Source organism: Pseudomonas sp. LPB0260 (assembly GCF_013388395.1).
The window spans coordinates 5,526,448-5,547,873 of the sequence record NZ_CP058247.1 but is presented as its reverse complement, the minus strand read 5'-3'; the positions used below and the strand labels follow the sequence as shown (position 1 = coordinate 5,547,873).

The window sequence follows — 21,426 nt, the reverse complement described above, 5'->3', positions numbered from 1 at the left end:
TGCCATGAACGCCATCATTCATTCGCCAACGGTGCCCGCCGGCGCACCACAGCTGACCCACCTGCGCGCCCTCGAGGCCGAGGCCATGCACATTCTCCGCGAGGTGGTGGCGGAGCGGCAGAATCCCTGCCTGTTCTACTCGATCGGCAAGGACTCCACGGTGCTCCTGCACCTGGCGCGCAAGGCCTTCTACCCCGCCCCGGTGCCCTTCCCGCTGCTGCATGTGGACACCGGCTGGGAGTTCCAGGAGATGGGCGCGTTTCGCGACCGCCTGGCCGCCAAGCTGGGCCTGGAGATGCTGGTGCACATCAACCCCGACGGAGTGAGCGCGGGTATCACGCCCTTCTCCGCCGGCTCGGCCAAGTACACCGACATCATGAAGACCGAGGCGCTCAAGCAGGCCCTGGATCGCTATCGCTTCGACGCCTGCTTCGGCGGCGCCCGCCGCGACGAGGAGAAGTCGCGGGCCAAGGAGCGGGTGTTCTCGTTCCGCGACGCCAAGCATCGCTGGGACCCCAAGCAGCAGCGCCCGGAGCTGTGGAACCTGTACAACGGCAGGGTCGGCCCCGGCGAGAGCCTGCGCGTGTTCCCCCTGTCGAACTGGACCGAGCTGGACATCTGGCAGTACATCCACCTGGAGCAGATCGAGATCGTCGACCTGTACCGCGCGGCCGAGCGGCCGGTGGTCGACCACCAGGGCACCCTGATCTGCATCGACGACGAGCGCATCCTGCCGCACCTGACGGCGCAGCAGCGCGCCAGCGTCCAGCCGCGCTGGGTGCGCTTCCGCACCCTCGGCTGCTACCCGCTGACCGGCGCGGTGGCCTCCACCGCCCGCGAACTGCCGCAGATCATTCAGGAAATGCTCACCTGCACCACCTCGGAGCGCCAGGGGCGGATCATCGACCACGATCAGGAAGGCTCGATGGAGAAGAAGAAGATCGAAGGCTACTTCTAGCTCGCCGCCAACTGGCGCCGCTAAGCACCCGGAACCGGCCGCGCCTACCCCGGCGCGGCGCAAACAACCCGACAGCTGCCAGGCGCATGCAGAAAACACATATCATTCAATGAGATACCTATTAACCAAGGGAACCTCATCGAATGCTGGCTGCCGTCGCCCGCTACAAGCTGTTGCTCTCCGGGGCGCTGGCACGCTATTTCCCACGCACCACCGCCTACCTGCGCGCCGAGCGTGAGGCCGGCCTGGTCGAACCGCCTCCCGCCCGGCGCTCGAGCAGGCCCGGCGCCGCCAGTGCCAGGAAGCCGAGCACTCCCCGGAAAAAGGCGCCCGGCCCGAACAAGGCCACCCAGCAGGCCAGCCCCGGCATCTACGGCCCCGCCCCGCTGCCGGTCGCGGATGCGCAGGCTCAAGCGATGCGCGAGCGGGTCGCCGCCGCCGTGGCCGCGAGGGTGATCAGCCCGCCTTCCGAGGAGCAGTGGGCGATGATCCTCTGCCGCGCGCCGGCCACGCGCATCTTCGCCGGCGCCGGCTCGGGCAAGTCCACCACCCTGGTGCTGCGCGTGGTGTTCATGCTCTGTCACCTGGGAATCGAGCCCGGCCGGCTGACGGTGATCTCCTTCACCAACGCCTCCTGCGCCGAGCTGCGCGAGCAGTTGCTGCGGATCCTGGCGTTCTGGCAGCTCCCCTTCGACGCCGCCATGGCCCGGCAAACGGTGCGCACCTTCCACTCGGCGATGGCCGCCCTGGCCCGGGAAGTGCTCGACCAGCCGGCCTGGTTCGAACAGCTGGACGACAAGGCGGGCGGCGAGCCGGACAACCCGTTGACCGGTGCGCGGCTGCGCCCGGCCCAGGCGCGCCTGCTCAAGCAGGCGTATCAGGATTGCTACGACCAGGACCCGCAGTTTCGCCAGCGGGTGCACAGCCTGCTGGGGTTGCCGCCGCCCGCCGACGCAGGCCAGCGCCAGGCGGCCGCCAAGGCGCCCCTGGACGGCTTCAAGCTGGCTGGCGAGCTCACCCCGGCGCCCTTGTACGAGGCCTTCCATGCCCAGGCCGGGTTCATCGAAAGCATCGGCCTGCGCATCGAGCGGCTGCAGCCGGCGGAGCTGTCCGGCGCGGCCGGCGAGCGCACCTTCGTCGAGGCCCTGATCCCGTTCTGGCGCTGCTTCCAGGCCAGCCTGCAGGCCCAGGGCCTGATGACCTTCAACGGCGCCTTCCAGCGCCTCACCGACAGCCTCGCCGCTGGCGCGGCCGACGTCCCGGCCCAGGCCCTGGCGCCCTTCCAGCACCTGCTGATCGATGAGTTCCAGGACATCTCGCCGCAGATCGTGCAGTGGCTGCAGGCCCTGCACCGCGCCCTGCAGCGCCAGAAACAGGCGGTCAGCCTGATGGCGATCGGCGACGACTGGCAGTCGATCTACGGCTGGCGCGGCAGCTCGCCCGAACTGTTCATGGACTTCGACAGGCATTTCCCTGGCCGCGGCCGCTCGAAGCACAGCACCGTGCTCATGCTGGAAACCAACTACCGCTCCATCGAGCCGGTGATCCGCGACGGCGAGGCGGTGCTGGCAGGGGTGGAATTCAATCAGGCCAAGCGCAGCCAGGCGTTCAAGGCCGCGCAGCCGGGCGATCACGGCGTCAGGCTGGTAACGGGCTTCGACCTCAAGGCGCGCCTGCCGGAGCTGATCAAGGAAATCGAGGCGCAGTGCCGGCATGCTGCCGCACGCCCAAGCCGCGAACGCACCGCCGTGCTGGTCCTGAGCCGGCGCAACCAACCCCTGCAGGCCATCCAGGCCCAGCTGGAGCGCAAGCTGCCGGTCAAGGCCTACACCATCCACCGCGCCAAGGGCCTGCAGGCCGAGGTCGCCGTCATCGTCGACGACTGCGCGCCGCCGGAAAAGCACCCGCTGCGCAACGCCCTCTACGCCCAGTCGGGGTTCTTCCGCAACAGCTACGACCAGGCCATGCAGGACGAAAGCCTGCGCCTGGCCTATGTCGCCATCACCCGCGGCGTCAGCCGCGTGCTGTGGTTCACCCGCAAGCCCCGGGGCGCGAGCGAACTGCTGGCGAGGCGGGGCAAGGGCTGAGGCAGGCCCAGATGACCCGTCCAGATCCGCAAAGCCCTCAACCGACGCAGCCCTGCTCGCTGAACCGGACCCGCGCCACTGCACCGTACTTGTTGGCGTAGCTCGCCAGCAGTTGCTCGTCGCGCCACCACCAGCGCTTGGCGTTGGTCATCAGGCCGCGTTTGTATTCGATGCCGTGGGGCAGGTCGACCCAGGGTTCGATGACGCTGCCGTCGGGGTAGCTGAGCAATTCGCTCTCGGCCTCGGCGAAGCCCTCGATGCTCACCCGGCCCTGGCCGCCGGCGAACTCGAAGTCGATCGGCGCCACCTTGGTCGGCAACCACTGGCTGACCAGCTGCGTGCCGAACAGCTCGAAGATGCCGCCGCCGGCCTGGCCGCTGCCGATGGCCTGCAGGGCCTGGCGCTGCTCGGTGTCGGCGCGGCTGTCGAGGTACAGGCAGGCACTGCCCTGGCCCTCCTCGACCAGCCCGGGAAACTTGTAATAGAGGGCGAAGCGCAGGCCATCGAGCTTGAGCTCGGCGAACTGGCCAGTGAGGATGCTCCAGGCGCCCCAGCCCATGCAGCGCCCTTCGCTCGGTCGCGCGTTGAAGTTGCACGGGCAACCCCAGTCGCAGTTGCAGGCGGTGAAGTAGTCCGCCTCGAAGCTCCAGCGAGTCATCTGGCCTCCTCGGCTGCACGCAGCCTTGGCAAAACCGTCCAATCACCTGCCCGCCAACGCCGATACGTTGACTGAACAACTGCCCCCCGCTGACAGAGCAACCACAATCCCGATTTCAGTATAGGAGGTCCCGCTGTCGCCGCAGTGCTCGCGCCAGGCGCTTGGGCGGGCGCTAAGCCGGCTGGCGCTACCCGGGTTTTCGACCATGCTTGCAACGGAGATGATTGCCGAGCTGGGCAATCAGTGGCCCATGCCTCGCCATGGGCCGGCTCGCCCAGGAGGCCTGATGCCTGGAAAGTTGAAGTACTGCGACCTGGTGCTCGCTGCGCTGCTCCTGCTGCCGCTCTTGCTGGCCTGGCCGCGACTGTGGGCCATGCCTGGCGAGGGCGCCGCGCGCTGGCTGGGTTTGGCGGGCCTCCTGGCTGGCGTGGCCGGGTTGTGCAGCCTGCTGGTGACGGCTGCCATGTGCATTCGCTTGCCACGACTGGACCGCTGGCTCGGCGGTTTGCCGCGCCTTTGGCGGCTGCACCGGCGCCTGGGTTTCATCGCCTTCATCCTGATCCTCGGCCACGCCCTGCTGCTCGGCTTTGCCGCCTTGCCGGAGTCGCCGACAGCTGCCACCAAAGTGCTCTTCCCGCCACTCTCGGCCTACCTGATCTGGGTCGGCTGGCTGGCCCTGGCCGTGATGGTGGTGTTCCTTGCGCCAACCTTCCAACTGTCCGAACGCTTTCACTATCAGCGCTGGAAGCGCCTGCACCTGCTGTCTGCGCTCACCTTGCTGCTGGCCCTGCTGCACGCCCTGCCCCTCAGCCCGGACAACCCTGGAGTCTGGCTGCTGATCCTGCTCGCCTGGGCGGCGATCGCCTGGCGCAAACTGCTGGCGCCGACCTTCGCCCGCCAGAACTACCGGGTAACGGCACTGACCCGCCTCGCCCCGGACGTCATGGAGATCAGCCTGCGGCCGAGCGGTGCCGGCATCGCTCACCAGGCCGGGCAGTTCGTCTACCTCACCCCCCGGGAGCCATCACTCAGCGCCGGCTGCGGGGAGGAGCATCCGTTCACCATCAGCTCGGCGCCGGGCGCTGCCGAGCTAACGCTGGGCATCAAGGCCTTGGGCGATGCCAGCCGCGCCCTGCATGAGCTGCCCCTGGGCAGCCAAGTGCAGGTCGAGGGCCCCTATGGCCAGCTGTTCGAGCGCCGGGCACCGGCACGCGCTCAGCTGTGGCTGGGTGGCGGCATCGGGATCGCGCCCTTCGTCAGCGCCGCACGCGCCCTGGCCGGTCCTTCCGGGGCGGCCGGCCACGTCAGCCTGCTGTACCTGGCTGACCGAGCCGAACGGGCCTATTACCTCAAGGAACTGCAGGCCATCGCGGCCCACCAGCCGCGGCTGAGCGTCACCACCCATTACTTTTTCGACTGCGGCCCCCTCAGCGAGGCCTTCCTGCAGGCGCACTGCCCCGACTTTCGTGAGCGCGAGATCTACATCTGCGGGCCGCCGGCCATGCTCCGGCATGTCCAGGCGCTGCTGCGCGCGACCGGAGCCGACCCCAAGCTGATCCACACGGAGGCATTCGAATTCCTATGAACCTCAACAAAACCGCCTACACCGCCCTCGTCGCCTTCGTCAGCGCCGTGCTGACCCTGCTGGCGGCCCATCTGCTCGGAACCGGCGCGCCGCAGCATGCCGTCGCGGCCGACACGCCGCGATTGATCGCTCCGGACGAACTGGCCCGGCATGACCACCGCGACAGTTGTTGGAAGGCCATCGACGGCCTGGTGTACGACGTCACCCGCTACCTCGCCGAACATCCTGGCGACCCGCAACAGACACTTTCCTGGTGCGGTAAGGATGCCAGCCAGGCCTGGCACAACAAGCGCCCGGGCCAGCCCCACAGCGCCAGCGCCTCGCGGCTCTTGCAGCCGCTGCTGATCGGCCGCCTGGCGCCGGAGCAGGCCATGCCCACCGCCGCCACCGGAGCCGCCATTCCGCCGGCCAATGCCGCCTCGTCGCGGCCTTCTGCCAAGGTATTGCTCGGCCTGGCGCCGGGTAGCTACCTCGACGGCATCTACCGCGGCCACTTCTCCGACCGCGGCGAGATGCAGGTGAGCCTGCAGTTCCACCTGCGCGACCATCGGCTGCACGACATCGAGCTGCGCTACCTCGCCTATGCCGGTATCGATTATCTGAAACTGGCCGAGCAGGAGGCGCTCTACCCGGTGCTGCAACAATACCGCCAGGCCATCGCCCACCTGGAAGGCCAGCCCCTGGAAAGGGTCTTCGATCTCTATGAGCCGGCCCAGGTGGTACAGGACTACGATGGCCTGACCGGCGCCACCCTGCGCGGCGCAAAGATCATTTCCGCCGTGCGCGATGCCTTGAATCGCGGGGTCTACCAGTGGCGCTGACCGCCTGGCCGCAGGCGCCTATTCAGGCGCCTCCAGCGCCTGCACCAGCGCCTTGAGGAAGCGCGCCGCCTCGCCGCCGGTGACCGCGCGATGGTCGAAGGTCAGCGACAGCGGCAGGATCGGGTGCACCACCACCTTGCCGTCCACCGCCACCGGCTCGTCGCGGATGCCGCCGGCGCCGATGATCGCCACCTGCGGCGGCACCACGATGGGGTTGGCGTAGCGGCCGAACAGGGTGCCGAAGTTGGACAGGGTGAGGGTCGCGCCCATCATTTCCTGGGGCGGGATGGAGCGCGCCTTGACGTCCGCGCGCAGGCGCGTCGCCCCTTCGCGCAGGTCCTCGGCGCTGCGCGCGCCGACGTTGCGCAGCACCGGCACGAACAGGCCCTCGGGGCTGTCCACGGCGATGCCCAGGTCGAGCTGCTCGTGCTGCTTGATCGACAGGTTCTTGCCGTCGAACCAGCTGTTGAGCACCGGTTCCACCGCGCAGGCCGCGGCGATGGCCTGGGCCAGACGCACCAGCGGGTCGCGGGCCTGCTTCCAGCGATGCAGGTCGGCGTCGCCGACTATGACCACCGGCACCACCTCGGCGTGGGAGCGGGCCATGTTGATCGCCATGCTGCGCCGCACGCCGCGCAGCTTCTCGCCGCCGAACTTGTCGCGGGCGGTCTGGGTGGCGGCCTCGACGTCGGCGCGAGTGATCAGGCCGTCGCTGCCGGTGCCGCTCAGGCTGCCCAGGTCGACGCCCAGCTGGCGCGCCAGCTGGCGCACCGCCGGGGTGGCGCGCGGCGCCAGGTGCTCGCGGGTCGAGGGCGCGGCGCCGACGAAGAAGCTGTCGGCCTGGGCCTCACCGCCGCCCTCCAAGCGGCCGACCACGGTGCCGGAGTCGGCCTCGCCCTCGTAGGCCAACAGCGGCTCGCCGACATGCAGGATGTCGCCCTCGGCGCCGAAGGTCTTGTGCACCACACCATCGTAGGGCGCGGGGATGTCGACGATGGCCTTGGCGGTTTCCACCGAGACCAGCAGCTGGTCGGTCTTCACCGTGTCGCCGGCCTTGACGTGCCACTCGACGATCTCGGCTTCCTGCAGGCCTTCGCCCAGGTCGGGCAGCTTGAAGTATTTCATCGTTGCATCTCCTCGTTGGCCTTGTGCCCGCGTAGGGTGCGCTCTGCGCACCATCGTCCCGCGGTGGGGCTGCCGGTGCGCACGGCGCACCCTACGGTTTGCCTGAGTAGGGTGCGCTCTGCGCACCGTCGTCCCGCGGTGGTGCTGCCGGTGCGCACGGCGCACCCTACGGTTTGCCTGAGTAGGGTGCGCTACGCGCACCGTCGTCCTGCGGTGGTGCTGCCGGTGCGCACGGCGCACCCTACGGTTTGCCGGGGTAGGGTGCGCTACGCGCACCGTCGTCCTGCGGTGGTGCTGCCGGTGCGCACGGCGCACCCTACGGTTTGCCTGGGTAGGGTGCGCTGCGCGCACCGTCGTACCGCCAGTGTTGCCGGTGCGCGGGGCGCACCCTACGGAGGATGCGCCGTGCATGAGGGCGCATCGGCGCGGCGGCGTCTCAGGCGTAGTTCAGTACCGTCTCGCAGGCGGCGAGTATGTCCTCGACACCCGGAATGTAGAGTTGCTCCAGGCGGTACAGCGGCGGTGGAATGTCCGGCGCGGTGACCCGCTGGATTGGCGCCTGCAGGTCGAGCAGGGCCCGCTCGTAGAGGCTGGCGGCGATCTCCGCGCCGACCGCGCAGCTCTTCGGCGCCTCGTGGACGATCACGCAGCGCCCGGTCTTGCGCACCGAGGCCTCGAGGGTGTCGAGGTCCAGCGGCTTGACGCAGGCGACGTCGATCACCTCGGCGGCGATGCCCTGCTCGGCCAGCTGGCTGGCGGCCTGCAGCGTCTCGTGCACACTGGCGCCCCAGCTGATCAGGGTCAGGTCGCTGCCCTCGCGCAGGGTGAAGCAGCTATCGAGCGGCAGGCGCTTGCCGTCGTCGACCAGCACCTGGGGGTTCATCCGGTACAACCGGGTCGGCTCGAGGAAGATCACCGGGTCGGGGTCGTCGATGGCCGCCAGCAGCAGGCCATAGGCCCGCGCCGGCGACGAGGGCATGACCACGCGCAGGCCGGGCACCTGGGCGAACATCGCCTCGGTGCTCTCGCTGTGGTGCTCCGGGGCGCGGATGCCGGCGCCCATCGGCGTGCGCAGCACCATGGGGCAGGTCAGGCGGCCGCGGGTGCGGTTGCGCAGGCGGCTGGCGTGGGACACCAGGTGGTCCAGGGCCGGGTAGATGAAGCCCATGAACTGGATTTCCATCACCGGCTTGAGGCCCTGGGCGGCCATGCCGACCGCCAGGCCGGCGATCATGGTCTCGGCCAGTGGCGTATCGATCACCCGCTTGAAGCCGAAGGCCTCGCGCAGGCCGAGGGTGGCGCGGAACACGCCGCCGTTGACGCCGATGTCCTCGCCGAGGACCACGACATTCTCGTCCTCGGCCATGGCCCGGTGCAGGGCCAGGTTGACCGCCTCCAGCAGGCTCAGCTTCTGCTCACTCATGGCGCTTCTCCTCGCGGCGCGCGGCCCGCTCCCTGAGCGTCTCGCGCTGTTCGGCCAGGGCCGCCGGCCACTGCGCGTAGACGTAGTCGAAGACGCTGTCGACGGGCTGCTCGCCGGCCGCCTCGAAGGCTTCCACGGCCCGCTGCACCAGGCCCTGGCACTCGCCGACCAGTTCCTGCTCGCGCTTCTCGTCCCACACCCCCTGGGCCGCCAGGTAGCTCTGCAGGCGCTTGATCGGCTCCTCCTGCCAGGCCTGCTTGACCTCGGCGGCCGGGCGATAGCGGCTGGCGTCGTCGGCGGTGGTGTGGTCGCCCAGGCGGTAGCTGAGGCACTCCAGCAGCACCGGCCCCTTGCCCTGGCGGGCGCGCTCCAGGGCGCTGCCCATGCGGTCGTAGACGGCGAGGATATCGTTGCCGTCCACCTGCTCGCCGTGAAAGCCCGCGCCGATGGCCTTCTGCGCCAGGGTCGGGGCGCCGCACTGGATGCGTCGCGGCACCGAGATGGCCCACTGGTTGTTGTTGACCACGAACACCACCGGCAACTGCCAGGCGCCGGCGACGTTCAGCGCCTCGAGGAAGTCGCCCTTGCTGGTGGCACCATCGCCGCAGGTGGTCACCGCCACCCGGTGCTCGCCACGGATCTTCATCGCCGTGGCCACCCCGCAGGCATGCAGGGCCTGGGTGGCGATCGGCACGCACAGCGGGAAATCCTGCCCCACGGCCGGATCGACGTAGGCACTGCCGCGCTCGTCGCCGCCCCAGTAGAGGAGGATTTCCTCCATCTTCACCCCGCGCATGACCTGCGCCGCGGTGTCGCGGTAATAGGGCACCAGCACGTCCTCGGGGCGCATCCGCGCGCCGATGGCCACGCCGATGGCCTCCTGACCGACGGTCGGCGCGTAGGTGCCGATGCGCCCGGTGCGCTGCAGGGCCACGGCCTTCTGGTCGAACAGGCGGGTCAGCACCATCTGCCGGTACAGGCGGATCAGCAGGTCGAAGTCGTCGGCCCAATCCGGCAGCGCGCCGACCAGGCCGCCATGCGGATCGAGGTAACGGGTGTAGGGCAGTTTCAGACTCTCAGGCATGCGAAACCTCCTCGGCACCTGGTAGGTGGTTGAGCGGCACCCGCCGCTCGTGGCGGCGGGCTGACCCGGGGCACCGCCGGTAGGCGGGCATCCCGCTCTGTCGCAGGGCGCTCGGCGCGCCCCCTCAGCGGCCGTACAGCAGGCGCTCGGCCAGGCTGTCGGCGACCCGCGCCGGCGAGCGATTCTCGGTCTCGGCGTGGGCGTAGATTTCCGTCAGGCGCTCGCTGATCTTGGTCAGGTGCGCGGTAATGGTGGCCAGGCTCGCGCCACGGTGCTGCAGCGCCACGTAGATCAGCCCGCCGGAATTGATCACGTAGTCCGGCGCATAGAGGATGCCGCGGTCCTGCAGGGTGTCGGCGACCTCCGCACTGGCCAGCTGGGTGTTCGCCGCCCCCGCCACCGCGGAGCAGCGCAGCTGCTGAACCGTCTCGGCGTCGAGGATGCCGCCCAGGCCGCAGGGCGCGAGGATGTCGCAGGGCGTGGCGAGCAGGGACTCGCTGGGCACCGCCTGGGCGCCCAGCTGCTCGACCGCCAGCTGCACCCGGCCGGGGTCCAGGTCGCTGACCAGCAACTCGGCGCCGACCGCGTGCAGCTGCTCGGCCAGGGCATAGCCGACGTGGCCGAGGCCCTGGATGGCCACGCGCAGGCCCGTCAGGTCGTCGCTGCCCAGGCGGGCCAGGGCGGTGGCGCGAATCCCGGCGAACACGCCCATGGCCGTGTGCGGCGAGGGGTCGCCGCCGCGGGTGGTGCTGGTGACGTGATTGGTGTGCTGGGCGATGCAGTCCATGTCGGCGCTGGAGGTGCCGCTGTCCACGGCGGTGATGTAGCGCCCACCCAGGCTCTCGATCATGCGGCCGAAGGCCTCGAACAGCGCGCCGCGATTCGCCACATGGGCCGGGCGGATGAGCACCGACTTGCCGCCGCCCTGCTCCAGGCCCGCCAGCGCCGCCTTGTAACTCATGCTCCTGGCCAGGCCGATGGCGTCGCGAATGGCGCTCTGCTCGTCGGGGTAGGGCAGGTAGCGGCAACCGCCGAGGGCCGGACCCAGGCGGGTGCTGTGGATGGCGATCACCGCCTTGAGCCCGGTTGCCGGGTCCTGGGCGAGGTGCAGTTCCTCCAGCCGCGAGGCTTCCATCATGGCGAACATGCTGTGGCTCCTTGGGCTCGCGACGGCGCGGCGCTCGATCCGCTTGCCGCTCCGCCGAGCATCGTCGTTATCGCCAGTATAGGCAGGCCCTCCGCAGGCGCCGGGGCAAGCCGACACAAGACTGGACGCCAGCGTCCTGGCCGGCTACAAACCAGTGATTCGCCGAGGTGACCATGAGCCCCCGCCAATCCTGCCTTGCCTGCCTGGACCGTGAGCCGCCCGCCCTGTTCGAGGCGGCGCTGTGGATTGCCGCCGAGCACGACCCGGCGCTGCAGCCGCAGCTGCTGCTGCGCGAGCTGCACTCCTTGCAGCAGCTGGTGGCCAACGGCCTGCCCGACCTGCCCGCCCGGGAACTGGCGCAGCCGCTGCTGCGCCGCCTCAACGAGCTGGACTTCCACGAGGACGACGCCAGCCCGCCACAACCGCGGGGCGCCCTGCTGCACCTGGTGCTGCGCCAGCGCCGCGGCCAGCCGCTGTCGCTGGCGCTGATCGCCCTGGAGCTGGCCCGGCGCCTGGAGATCCCCCTGCAGGGGGTGAACTTCCCCGGACGCTTTCTGTTGCGCGTGCCGGGGGCCGACCACCTGCTCGACCCCTGCGGCGGGCGGCGCCTGTACACCCGCGATTGCCGCGAGCTGCTGCTGCGTCAGCTCGGCGGCCACGCCGAACTGACGGCCGCGCACCTGCTGGGCTGCGACGCCGGGGCCATGCTGCAGCGCCTGTCGCGTAACCTGCGCCAGCTGCATCAACTCAACGACGACCCGCTGGCCGCCCTCAAGGATGCCGAGCGGGTGCTGCAACTGGGCCCGCCGAGCGTCGCCGACCACCTGGCCCGCGCCGACCTCTACCACCAGCTGGACTGCCCCCAGGCCGAACGCTTCGACCTGCAGCGCGCCCTGCTGCTGTGCGATGAGCCGGCCCAGCGCCTGCAGCTCGGCGAGCGCCTGCGTCGGCTAAGCGCCAGCCCGGCGCTGCACTGACGCCGCCGCGCCGGGTGACGCACGAGAAGGAGCCCGCGATGCCGGCCCGGCCGCCGATCAGCCTGTGGATGGAGCAAGCCGACCCGCCCGCGCCGACCCGTGCGGCGCTGGCCGGCAGCCTGGAAGTCGACGTGGCGATCATCGGCGCCGGCTACACGGGCCTCTGGACCGCCTACTACCTCAAGCGCCAGGCGCCCACGCTGCGCATCGCCCTGCTTGAGGCCGAGTACGCCGGCTTCGGCGCCTCGGGGCGCAACGGTGGCTGGCTGCTGGGCGGCCTGCTGGGCGAGGAACGCCTGCTCGGCGACCTGCCGACCGAGCGCCGCCACGCGGCCTTCGAGCTGCTGCACGGCATTCCCGACGAGGTGGCGACGGTGCTGCAGCGCGAGGGCATCGCCTGCGACTACCGCAAGGGCGGTGTGCTGCACTGCGCGGCGCGCTATCCGGAGCAGGCCGGGCGCCTGCGCACCTGGCTCGACGCACTGCTTCGCCTGGGCCTGGGCGAGGCCGACTACCGCTGGCTGACGCCGGCCGAGCTGAACCGGCAGCTGCGCCTCAACGGCGCGCTCGGCGCCATCTACAGCCCGCACTGCGCCACCCTCCAGCCGGCCAGGCTGGTCCGTGGCCTGGCCCTGGCGGTCGAGCGCCTGGGGGTACGGCTGTTCGAGCAGAGCCGGGTCAGCCACTGGCAGCCGGGCCTGCTGCGCACCGCCCAGGGCGAGCTGCAGGCCGACTGGATAGTGCCGGCCGTGGAGGGCTATGCCGCCGAACTGCCGCCTCTGGGCCGCTATCAGCTGCCGGTGCAGAGCCTGATGGTGGCCACCGCGCCCCTGCCGCGCGCGCTGTGGCAGGAGATCGGCCTGGACCGCGGCCAGGCCTTCGCCGAGTTCAGCCGCCAGGTCACCTACGGCCAGCGCAGCGCCGACGACCGCCTGGTGTTCGGCGCCCGCGGCGGCTACCGCTTCGGCGGTCGGCTGCGCCAGGACTTCGCCCTCGATGACGGGGAAATCGGCCTGCGCCGCGAACTGCTCGGCGAGCTGTTCCCGCAGCTGCGCAATGTCGAGATCAGCCATGCCTGGGGCGGCAACCTCGGCATGGCCAGGCGCTTCCAGCCGCACATGCTGCTCGACCGACAAAGCCGCATCGCCCTGGCCGGCGGCTATGGCGGCGAGGGCGTGGGCGCCAGCAACCTGGCCGGGCGCACCCTGGCCGACCTCATGCTCGGCCGCGCCAGCCCCCTGACCGAACAACCCTGGGTGCTCGCCGGGCGGCCGCTGACCAGCCTGCGCGCCTGGGAGCCGGAGCCCTGGCGCTGGCTCGGCTACAACGCCATCGCCAACAGTTTCCGCCACGAGGACCGGGTGCTGGCGAATCCGCGCAGCCCGGCCTGGCGCCGCACCCTGGCGGCCCGGCTGGCGGACTTCATGGAACGCCTGATGGGCTGATCGGGCGCCGGGTGCGCCACCCTGGCGCGGACAGTCGTAGGGCAAGGCAGTCCGACCGTATCGATTTCGATACGTCGTAACGAAATCGACACAAAAGCGACGCACACCTGCCAAACCGCGACATCAGCGGCTCCTGCCCGTCGATTCGGCTCGCACCTATCCCAGCCGTATTGATTTCAATACAGAACATCGGCACACCACTTCATATGCCGAACGTTAACTTATTGATTTTATTGATTTTTTTATCAATGGCACTACCCTTGCTTAGTCTTCTGCCAGATGGCTCGCTGCCCGGCACGAGCGCCCCGATCACGCCCGCAGCAGAAACGGGCGAACCCGCCCACTTGAGGAGTTCACATGAGCGAATTGCGTTTTACCGTCGATCACGAATGGCTGCGTCAGGATGCCGATGGCCTGGTTACCGTTGGCATCACCGCCTATGCCCAGGAAGCCCTGGGTGACGTGGTGTTCGTGCAGCTGCCGGAAGCGCAGGGTTATGCCCAGGGCGACGAAGTGGCCGTGCTGGAGTCGGTGAAGGCCGCCAGCAACATCGCCATGCCGCTGGACGGTGAAATCGTCGAAGTCAACGCTGAGCTGGAAGGCAGCCCGGAGCTGGTCAACGAAGACCCGCTGAACAAGGGCTGGTTCTTCCGCTTCCGCCCCACCGATGCCAGCGCTGTCGCCGCCCTGCTCGACCAGGACGCCTACCAGCGTCTGCTCAAAGCCAACGACGAAGCCTGAGGGCCGCGCCATGTCTGAACTCACTACCCAGAACGAATTCATCGCCCGGCATATCGGCCCGCGTGACGCCGACACCGCCGCCATGCTCGCCACCCTGGGCTTCGACTCCGTCGAGGCGCTGATCGCCAGCGTCATCCCGGAGACCATCAAGGGCACCAGCGTGCTCGGCCAGACCCCGGGCCTGAGCGAGGCCGACGCCCTGGCCAAGATCAAGGCCATCGCCGCCAAGAACCTGCAGTTCAAGACCTACATCGGTCAGGGCTACTACGGCACCCACACGCCGAGCCCGATCCTGCGCAACCTGCTGGAGAACCCGGCCTGGTACACCGCCTACACCCCCTACCAGCCGGAAATCTCCCAGGGCCGCCTGGAAGCGCTGCTGAACTTCCAGACCCTGATCAGCGACCTCACCGGCCTGCCGATCGCCAACGCCTCGCTGCTGGACGAAGCCACCGCCGCCGCCGAGGCCATGACCTTCTGCAAGCGCCTGTCGAAGAACAAGGCCAGCAACGCCTTCTTCGCCTCGCAGCATTGCCACCCGCAGACCCTCGACGTGCTGCGCACCCGTGCCGAGCCCCTGGGCATCGAAGTGGTGGTCGGTGACGAGCGCGAAATCGCCGACGCCAGCGCCTACTTCGGCGCCCTGCTGCAGTACCCGACCAGCAACGGCGACATCTTCGACTACCGCGAGCTGGTCGAGCGCTTCCACGAGGCCAAGGCGCTGGTCGCCGTGGCCGCCGACCTGCTGGCCCTGACCCTGCTCAGCGCCCCGGGCGAGTTCGGCGCCGACGTGGCCATCGGCAGCGCCCAGCGCTTCGGTGTGCCGCTGGGCTTCGGCGGCCCGCATGCCGCCTACTTCGCCACCCGCGACACCTTCAAGCGCGACATGCCCGGCCGCCTGGTCGGCGTCTCGGTCGACCGTTTCGGCAAGCCGGCCCTGCGCCTGGCCATGCAGACCCGCGAGCAGCACATCCGCCGCGAGAAGGCCACCAGCAACATCTGCACCGCCCAGGTGCTGCTGGCCAACATCGCCAGCATGTACGCCGTGTACCACGGTCCCCAGGGCCTGACCGCCATCGCCCAGCGCGTGCACCAGCTGACCGCCATCCTCGCCGCGGGCCTGGCCAAGCTGGGCCTGGCCGCCGAGCAGGAGAGCTTCTTCGATACCCTGACCCTGGCCACCGGTGCGCGCACCGCGCAGCTGCACCAGCAGGCCCGCGAGATGGGCATCAACCTGCGCGAGATCGACGCCGAGCGCCTCGGCCTGTCGCTGGACGAGACCACCGACCAGGCCGCCGTCGAGCGCCTGTGGGAAGTCTTCGCCGAGCCGGGCCAGAACCTCCCGGACTTCGCCGAGCTGGCCGCCGCCACTGCCGCCCGCCTGCCCCAGGCCCTGCTGCGCCAGTCGGCGATCCTGCAGCACGAAGTGTTCAACCGCTACCACAGCGAAACCGAGCTGATGCGCTACCTGCGCAAGCTGGCCGACAAGGACCTGGCCCTGGACCGCAGCATGATCCCGCTGGGCTCCTGCACCATGAAGCTCAACGCCGCCAGCGAGATGATCCCGGTCACCTGGCCGGAGTTCGGCAACCTGCACCCCTTCGCCCCGGCCGAGCAGAGCCAGGGTTACCAGCAGCTGACCGACGAGCTGGAGGCCATGCTGTGCGCCGCCACCGGCTATGACGGCGTGTCCCTGCAGCCGAACGCCGGCTCCCAGGGCGAGTACGCCGGCCTGCTGGCGATCCGCGCCTACCACCGCAGCCGCGGCGAGGAGCAGCGCGACATCTGCCTGATCCCGCAGTCCGCCCACGGCACCAACCCGGCCACCGCCAGCATGGCCGGCATGCGCGTGGTGGTGACCGCCTGCGACGCCCGCGGCAACGTCGACATCGACGACCTGCGCGCCAAGGCCCAGGAGCACCAGCACCGCCTGGCCGCGCTGATGATCACCTACCCGTCGACCCACGGCGTGTTCGAGGAAGGCATCCGCGAGATCTGCCAGATCGTTCACGATAACGGCGGCCAGGTGTACATCGACGGCGCCAACATGAACGCCATGGTCGGCCTCTGCGCCCCGGGCCAGTTCGGCGGCGACGTCTCGCACCTGAACCTGCACAAGACCTTCTGCATCCCCCACGGCGGTGGCGGTCCGGGCGTCGGCCCGATCGGCGTCAAGTCGCACCTGATCCCCTTCCTGCCGGGCCACGACAAGATGGCGCGCAAGGAAGGCGCGGTCAGCGCGGCGCCGTTCGGCAGCGCCAGCATCCTGCCGATCACCTGGATGTACATCACCATGATGGGCGGCGAAGGCCTCAAGCGCGCCTCGCAGATGGCCATCCTCAACGCCAACTACATCGCCCGTCGCCTGGAAGAGCACTACCCGGTGCTGTACAGCGGCGAAGGCGGCCTGGTGGCCCACGAGTGCATCCTCGACATCCGCCCGCTCAAGGAAAGCAGCGGCATCAGCGTCGACGACGTGGCCAAGCGCCTGATCGACTTCGGCTTCCACGCCCCGACCATGTCCTTCCCGGTGGCCGGCACGCTGATGATCGAGCCGACCGAGAGCGAGTCCAAGGAAGAACTGGATCGTTTCTGCGACGCCATGATCGCCATCCGCGAGGAAATCCGCGCGGTCGAGCGTGGTGACCTGGACGCCGAGGACAACCCGCTGAAGAACGCGCCGCACACCGCCCTGGAGCTGGTCGGCGAGTGGACCCACGGCTACAGCCGCGAGCAGGCGGTCTACCCGCTCGCCTCCCTGGTGGACGGCAAGTACTGGCCGCCGGTCGGCCGGGTCGACAACGTGTTCGGCGACCGCAACCTGATCTGCGCCTGCCCATCGATCGAGGCCTACCAGGACGCCTAAGCAGCACCCCTGGCCCGGCGCATGCCGGGCCAGCCAACAGTGGCCTCGAGCGGCGTTGAGCGGCTCGAGGCCGGCAGGAGTTTGTGGGTGCGCGGTGTGCGTCCCTGTGTCGGCAAACCCATGGCACACAGCGCGCACCCACAACCGGTTCGTCGTTGCACGGCGGATCGTTTAGCGCAAAACAGCAATTCCCATCGCGGCACAACCGCACGACAGCCCTTATTCGAAGCAGGCCACCCCTGCGCCCTAACAACAAGAAAAGGAGCGTTACATGGAATTCATCACCTCTCTGGTCAATCAAATCAACGGCCTGGTCTGGGGCCCACCGATGCTGGTGGCGATCCTCGGTACCGGTCTGTTCCTCATGCTGCGCCTGAAGCTGATGCCGCTGAGCAAGATCGGCGCCGGCTTCGCCCTGATGTGGCAAGGCCGCAAGAAGGACGATGCGGCCAGCGGCGAGATCAGCCCGTTCCAGGCGCTGATGACCTGCCTGGCCGCCACCGTCGGTACCGGCAACATCGCCGGCGTGGCCACCGCCATCTTCCTCGGCGGCCCCGGCGCGCTGTTCTGGATGTGGTGCACCGCCCTGGTCGGCATGGCCACCAAATACTGTGAAGTGGTGCTGGCGGTGCATTACCGCGAGAAGGACGACCGCGGCGAGCACGTCGGCGGGCCGATGTACGCGATCAAGAACGGCCTGGGCAAGAAGTGGCTGTGGCTGGGCACCGCCTTCGCCATCTTCGGCGGCCTGGCCGGCTTCGGCATCGGCAACATGGTCCAGGTCAACAGCATGGCCCACGCCCTGGAAAGCACCTTCGACATCCCGCTGTGGGCCACCGGCCTGGTCAGCATGGTGCTGGTCGGCCTGGTGATCCTCGGCGGCATCCAGCGCATCGGCAAGGTCGCCGCGACCCTGGTGCCGTTCATGTGCGTGGCCTACATCGTCGCCGCCGTGGCGGTGCTGGTGGCCTTCGCCGACGCCATCCCCGGCGCCTTCGAGCTGATCTTCACCCACGCCTTCAGCCCGATCGCCGCTGCCGGTGGCTTCGCCGGCGCGGCGGTGATGGCGGCGATCCGCTTCGGTGTGGCCCGCGGCATCTTCTCCAACGAGGCGGGCCTGGGCACCGCCGGCATCGCCCAGGCGGCCGGCATCACCAACAGCGCCGTGCGCTCGGGGATGATCGGCATGCTCGGGACCTTCATCGACACCATCATCATCTGCAGCATGACCGGCCTGGCGATCATCGCCTCCGGCGTGTGGACCAGCGGCGAGAGCGGCGCGGCCCTGTCGGCGGCGGCCTTCGAAGCGGCCATGCCCGGCTTCGGCGGCGCCCTGCTGAGCATCGCCCTGGTGGTCTTCGCCTTCACCACCATCCTCGGCTGGAGCTACTTCGGCGAGAAGTGCTGGGAGTTCATGGTCGGCACCAAGGCGATCATGCCGTTCCGCATCATCTGGGTGCTGGCCGTGCCGTTCGGCGCCATCGCCCAACTGGACTTCGCCTGGTTGCTGGCCGACACCCTCAACGGCCTGATGGCACTGCCCAACCTGCTGTCGCTGCTGCTGCTCAGCCCGGTGGTGGTCAAGCTGACCCGCGACCATTTCGCCAACAAGGCCAGCGTCGGCGGCGCCGCTGTCGTACAACGCTAACCCCTCGCATGACCCTGGCGCGGCCGGTTCACGGTCGCGCCCTTCGCCAAGGACCTCTCCCATGTTCCACAAGAGCCTGACCCTCAACGACTACGATCCGGCCCTGGCCCACGCCATCGCCGCCGAAGAGAGCCGCCAGCAGGACCACATCGAGCTGATCGCCTCGGAAAACTACTGCAGCCCGGCCGTGATGCAGGCCCAGGGCAGCGGGCTGACCAACAAGTACGCCGAGGGCTACCCGGGCAAGCGCTACTACGGCGGTTGCGAGCACGTCGACAAGGTCGAGCAACTGGCCATCGAACGGGCCAAGCAGCTGTTCGGCGCCGACTACGCCAACGTCCAGCCGCACTCCGGCTCCTCGGCCAACGCCGCCGTCTACCTGGCCCTGCTCAACGCGGGCGACACCATCCTCGGCATGAGCCTGGCCCACGGCGGCCACCTGACCCACGGTGCCAAGGTCAGCTCCTCCGGCAAGCTGTACAACGCGGTGCAGTACGGCATCGACGAGAACGGCCTGATCGACTACGCCGAGGTCGAGCGCCTGGCCGTGGAGCACCAGCCGAAGATGATCGTCGCCGGCTTCTCCGCCTACTCGCGGACCCTGGACTTCGCCCGTTTCCGCGCCATCGCCGACCAGGTCGGGGCGCTGCTGTTCGTCGACATGGCCCACGTCGCCGGCCTGGTCGCCGCCGGCCTGTACCCCAACCCGCTGCCCTACGCCGACGTGGTCACCACCACCACCCACAAGACCCTGCGCGGCCCGCGCGGCGGCCTGATCCTGGCCAGGTCCAACGAGGAGATCGAGAAGAAGCTCAACTCCGCGGTGTTCCCGGGCGCCCAGGGCGGCCCGCTGATGCACGTGATCGCGGCCAAGGCGGTGTGTTTCAAGGAAGCCCTGGAGCCCGGCTTCAAGGCCTACCAGCAGCAGGTGATCGACAACGCCCAGGCGATGGCCGAGGTGTTCGTCGGCCGCGGCTACGAGGTGGTCTCCGGCGGCACCGACAACCACCTGTTCCTGCTCAGCCTGATCAAGCAGGGCCTGACCGGCAAGGCCGCCGACGCGGCGCTCGGCGCGGCGCATATCACGGTGAACAAGAACGCCGTGCCGAACGACCCACAGTCGCCGTTCGTCACCTCCGGCATCCGCATCGGCACCCCGGCGGTGACCACCCGCGGCTTCAAGCAGGGCGAGTGCCGTGAGCTGGCCGGCTGGATCTGCGACATCCTCGACGAGATGGACAACCCCAGCGTGATCGAGCGGGTCCGTGGTCAGGTCGCGGACCTGTGCGCCACCTTCCCGGTCTACGCTGAATAGATAAGGTCGCTTCCTGGCCCGGAGCGCGTCCATTCCTGGGCGCGCCGCCCGTACCGCCAGAAGCCGGAGATCAGCATGTCACTTAGCGTTTTCGATCTGTTCAAAATCGGCATCGGCCCCTCCAGCTCGCACACCGTCGGGCCGATGCGCGCCGCCGTGCGTTTCGTCGAAGGCCTGCGCCGCGACGACCTGCTCGCCAGCACCGAATCCATCAAGGTCGAGCTGTACGGCTCGCTCGGCGCCACCGGCAAGGGCCATGGCAGCGACAAGGCAGTCTTGCTCGGCCTCGAGGGCGAGCAACCGGACACCGTCGACACGCGCACGGTGGACTCGCGCCTGGCGACGATGCGCAAGGCCGGTGAGCTCAAGCTGCTCGGCGAAAAGGCGATCCGCTTCGTCGAGAAAGAACACCTGGCGATGATCCGCAAGCCCCTGCCCTACCACCCCAACGGCATGATCTTCCGCGCCTTCGACGGCGCCGGCCTGCAGATCCGTTCGCGCGAGTACTACTCGGTGGGTGGCGGTTTCGTGGTCGACGAGGAAGCCGCCGGCGCCGACCGCATCGTCGAGGACCGCACGCCCCTGACCTACCCCTTCACCACCGCCAAGCAGCTGCTGGCCCACTGCGCCGAGCACAACCTGTCGATCAGCCAGGTGATGCTGGCCAACGAGACCGCCTGGCGCCCCGAGGCGGAAACCCGCGAAGGCCTGCTGAAGATCTGGCAGGTGATGCAGGACTGCGTCGAGGCCGGCTGCCAGAACGAGGGCATCATGCCCGGCGGGCTCAAGGTCAAGCGCCGCGCCGCCGCGCTGCACCGCCAGCTGTGCAAGCACCCGGAAGCGGCCCTGCGCGACTCGCTCAGCGTGCTCGACTGGGTCAACCTCTATGCCCTGGCGGTCAACGAGGAAAACGCCAGCGGCGGCCGCGTGGTGACCGCCCCGACCAACGGCGCGGCCGGCATCGTGCCGGCGGTGCTGCACTACTACATGCGCTTCATCGCCGGCGCCAACGAGGACGGCGTGGTGCGCTTCCTGCTCACCGCCGCGGCCATCGGCATCCTCTACAAGGAGAACGCCTCGATCTCCGGCGCCGAGGTCGGCTGCCAGGGCGAGGTCGGCGTGGCCTGCTCGATGGCCGCCGGGGCCCTGTGCGAAGTGCTCGGCGGTACGGTGGCGCAGGTGGAGAACGCCGCCGAGATCGGCATGGAGCACAACCTCGGCCTGACCTGCGACCCGATCGGCGGCCTGGTCCAGGTGCCGTGCATCGAACGCAACGCCATGGGCTCGGTGAAGGCGATCAACGCCGCCCGCATGGCCCTGCGCGGCGACGGCCAGCACTTCGTCTCGCTGGACAAGGTGATCCGCACCATGCGCCAGACCGGCGCCGACATGAAGAGCAAGTACAAGGAAACCGCCCGCGGCGGCCTAGCGGTCAACATCATCGAATGCTGATTTGTAGGGTGCGCTATGCGCACCAATGCTCTACCCGTGCGCCCACGCACCAACGCCCTACCCGTGCGCACGGCGCACCCAGATCTTTAACGGT

16 protein-coding genes are annotated in these 21,426 nt (G+C 69.3%); 11 read left to right on the top strand and 5 right to left on the bottom strand.

The features are described 5' to 3' along the window. The first annotated feature begins 4 nt into the window (after positions 1-4). Complete coding sequence (gene cysD / locus LPB260_RS24835) at positions 5-958, top strand: sulfate adenylyltransferase subunit CysD (protein ID WP_208708551.1); 954 nt, start codon at positions 5-7, stop codon at positions 956-958. Between the two features lie 143 nt (positions 959-1,101). Next, the gene (locus LPB260_RS24830; RefSeq protein ID WP_208708550.1) at positions 1,102-3,045 is read left to right on the top strand and encodes a DEAD/DEAH box helicase; all 1,944 of its coding nucleotides are present in this window, start codon (positions 1,102-1,104) and stop codon (positions 3,043-3,045) included. A gap of 37 nt (positions 3,046-3,082) precedes the next feature. On the opposite strand, the gene LPB260_RS24825 is transcribed toward LPB260_RS24830, so the two are convergent. Continuing rightward, the gene (locus LPB260_RS24825) at positions 3,083-3,703 is read right to left on the bottom strand and encodes a DUF1326 domain-containing protein (RefSeq protein WP_208708549.1); all 621 of its coding nucleotides are present in this window, start codon (positions 3,701-3,703) and stop codon (positions 3,083-3,085) included. Between the two features lie 286 nt (positions 3,704-3,989). Between LPB260_RS24825 and LPB260_RS24820 the strand changes: the two genes are divergently transcribed. Beyond that, a complete protein-coding gene (locus LPB260_RS24820) occupies positions 3,990-5,288 on the top strand; it encodes a ferric reductase-like transmembrane domain-containing protein (RefSeq protein ID WP_208708548.1) in 1,299 nt (432 codons plus the stop codon). Continuing rightward, positions 5,285-6,109, top strand: coding sequence for a cytochrome b5-like heme/steroid binding domain-containing protein (locus tag LPB260_RS24815; protein ID WP_208708547.1), 825 nt, complete (start codon positions 5,285-5,287; stop codon positions 6,107-6,109). Before LPB260_RS24820 ends, LPB260_RS24815 begins: the two co-directional genes overlap by 4 nt. A gap of 18 nt (positions 6,110-6,127) precedes the next feature. On the opposite strand, the gene LPB260_RS24810 is transcribed toward LPB260_RS24815, so the two are convergent. The 4 genes from LPB260_RS24810 to LPB260_RS24795 form a co-directional block, all read right to left on the bottom strand. Further along, a complete protein-coding gene (locus LPB260_RS24810; protein WP_208708546.1) occupies positions 6,128-7,234 on the bottom strand; it encodes a dihydrolipoamide acetyltransferase family protein in 1,107 nt (368 codons plus the stop codon). Between the two features lie 436 nt (positions 7,235-7,670). Then, positions 7,671-8,657, bottom strand: a complete 987-nt coding sequence (locus tag LPB260_RS24805; RefSeq protein WP_208708545.1) for an alpha-ketoacid dehydrogenase subunit beta — start codon at positions 8,655-8,657, stop codon at positions 7,671-7,673. Continuing rightward, entirely contained in the window at positions 8,650-9,741 is a 1,092-nt protein-coding gene (pdhA, locus tag LPB260_RS24800; protein WP_208708544.1) for a pyruvate dehydrogenase (acetyl-transferring) E1 component subunit alpha, read from the bottom strand. The genes LPB260_RS24805 and pdhA overlap by 8 nt, the downstream gene beginning before the upstream one ends. Positions 9,742-9,865: 124 nt before the next feature. Next, entirely contained in the window at positions 9,866-10,888 is a 1,023-nt protein-coding gene (locus tag LPB260_RS24795; protein WP_208708543.1) for a Glu/Leu/Phe/Val dehydrogenase dimerization domain-containing protein, read from the bottom strand. Positions 10,889-11,061: 173 nt separating this feature from the next. Here LPB260_RS24795 and LPB260_RS24790 point away from each other — a divergent pair, with 173 nt between their 5' ends. The 7 genes from LPB260_RS24790 to LPB260_RS24760 all read left to right on the top strand — a co-directional run bounded on the left by LPB260_RS24790 (position 11,062) and on the right by LPB260_RS24760 (position 21,332). Next, the gene (locus tag LPB260_RS24790) at positions 11,062-11,865 is read left to right on the top strand and encodes a SirB1 family protein (RefSeq protein ID WP_208708542.1); all 804 of its coding nucleotides are present in this window, start codon (positions 11,062-11,064) and stop codon (positions 11,863-11,865) included. A 38-nt stretch (positions 11,866-11,903) separates the two neighbouring features. Then, complete coding sequence (locus LPB260_RS24785; protein WP_208708541.1) at positions 11,904-13,310, top strand: FAD-binding oxidoreductase; 1,407 nt, start codon at positions 11,904-11,906, stop codon at positions 13,308-13,310. Between the two features lie 357 nt (positions 13,311-13,667). After that, a complete protein-coding gene (gene gcvH / locus LPB260_RS24780) occupies positions 13,668-14,051 on the top strand; it encodes a glycine cleavage system protein GcvH (protein ID WP_208708540.1) in 384 nt (127 codons plus the stop codon). A 10-nt stretch (positions 14,052-14,061) separates the two neighbouring features. Then, positions 14,062-16,917 carry an aminomethyl-transferring glycine dehydrogenase gene (gene gcvP / locus LPB260_RS24775; RefSeq protein WP_208708539.1) on the top strand — a complete coding sequence of 952 codons (2,856 nt, stop codon included), beginning with the start codon at positions 14,062-14,064 and terminating at the stop codon, positions 16,915-16,917. Between the two features lie 271 nt (positions 16,918-17,188). Next, positions 17,189-18,565 carry a sodium:alanine symporter family protein gene (locus LPB260_RS24770; RefSeq protein ID WP_208708538.1) on the top strand — a complete coding sequence of 459 codons (1,377 nt, stop codon included), beginning with the start codon at positions 17,189-17,191 and terminating at the stop codon, positions 18,563-18,565. Positions 18,566-18,626: 61 nt separating this feature from the next. After that, the gene (glyA, locus tag LPB260_RS24765; RefSeq protein ID WP_208708537.1) at positions 18,627-19,880 is read left to right on the top strand and encodes a serine hydroxymethyltransferase; all 1,254 of its coding nucleotides are present in this window, start codon (positions 18,627-18,629) and stop codon (positions 19,878-19,880) included. A gap of 75 nt (positions 19,881-19,955) precedes the next feature. Further along, positions 19,956-21,332 (top strand): L-serine ammonia-lyase, encoded by a 1,377-nt coding sequence (locus LPB260_RS24760; protein WP_208708536.1) that lies wholly within the window; start codon positions 19,956-19,958, stop codon positions 21,330-21,332. The last annotated feature ends 94 nt before the right edge of the window (positions 21,333-21,426 follow it).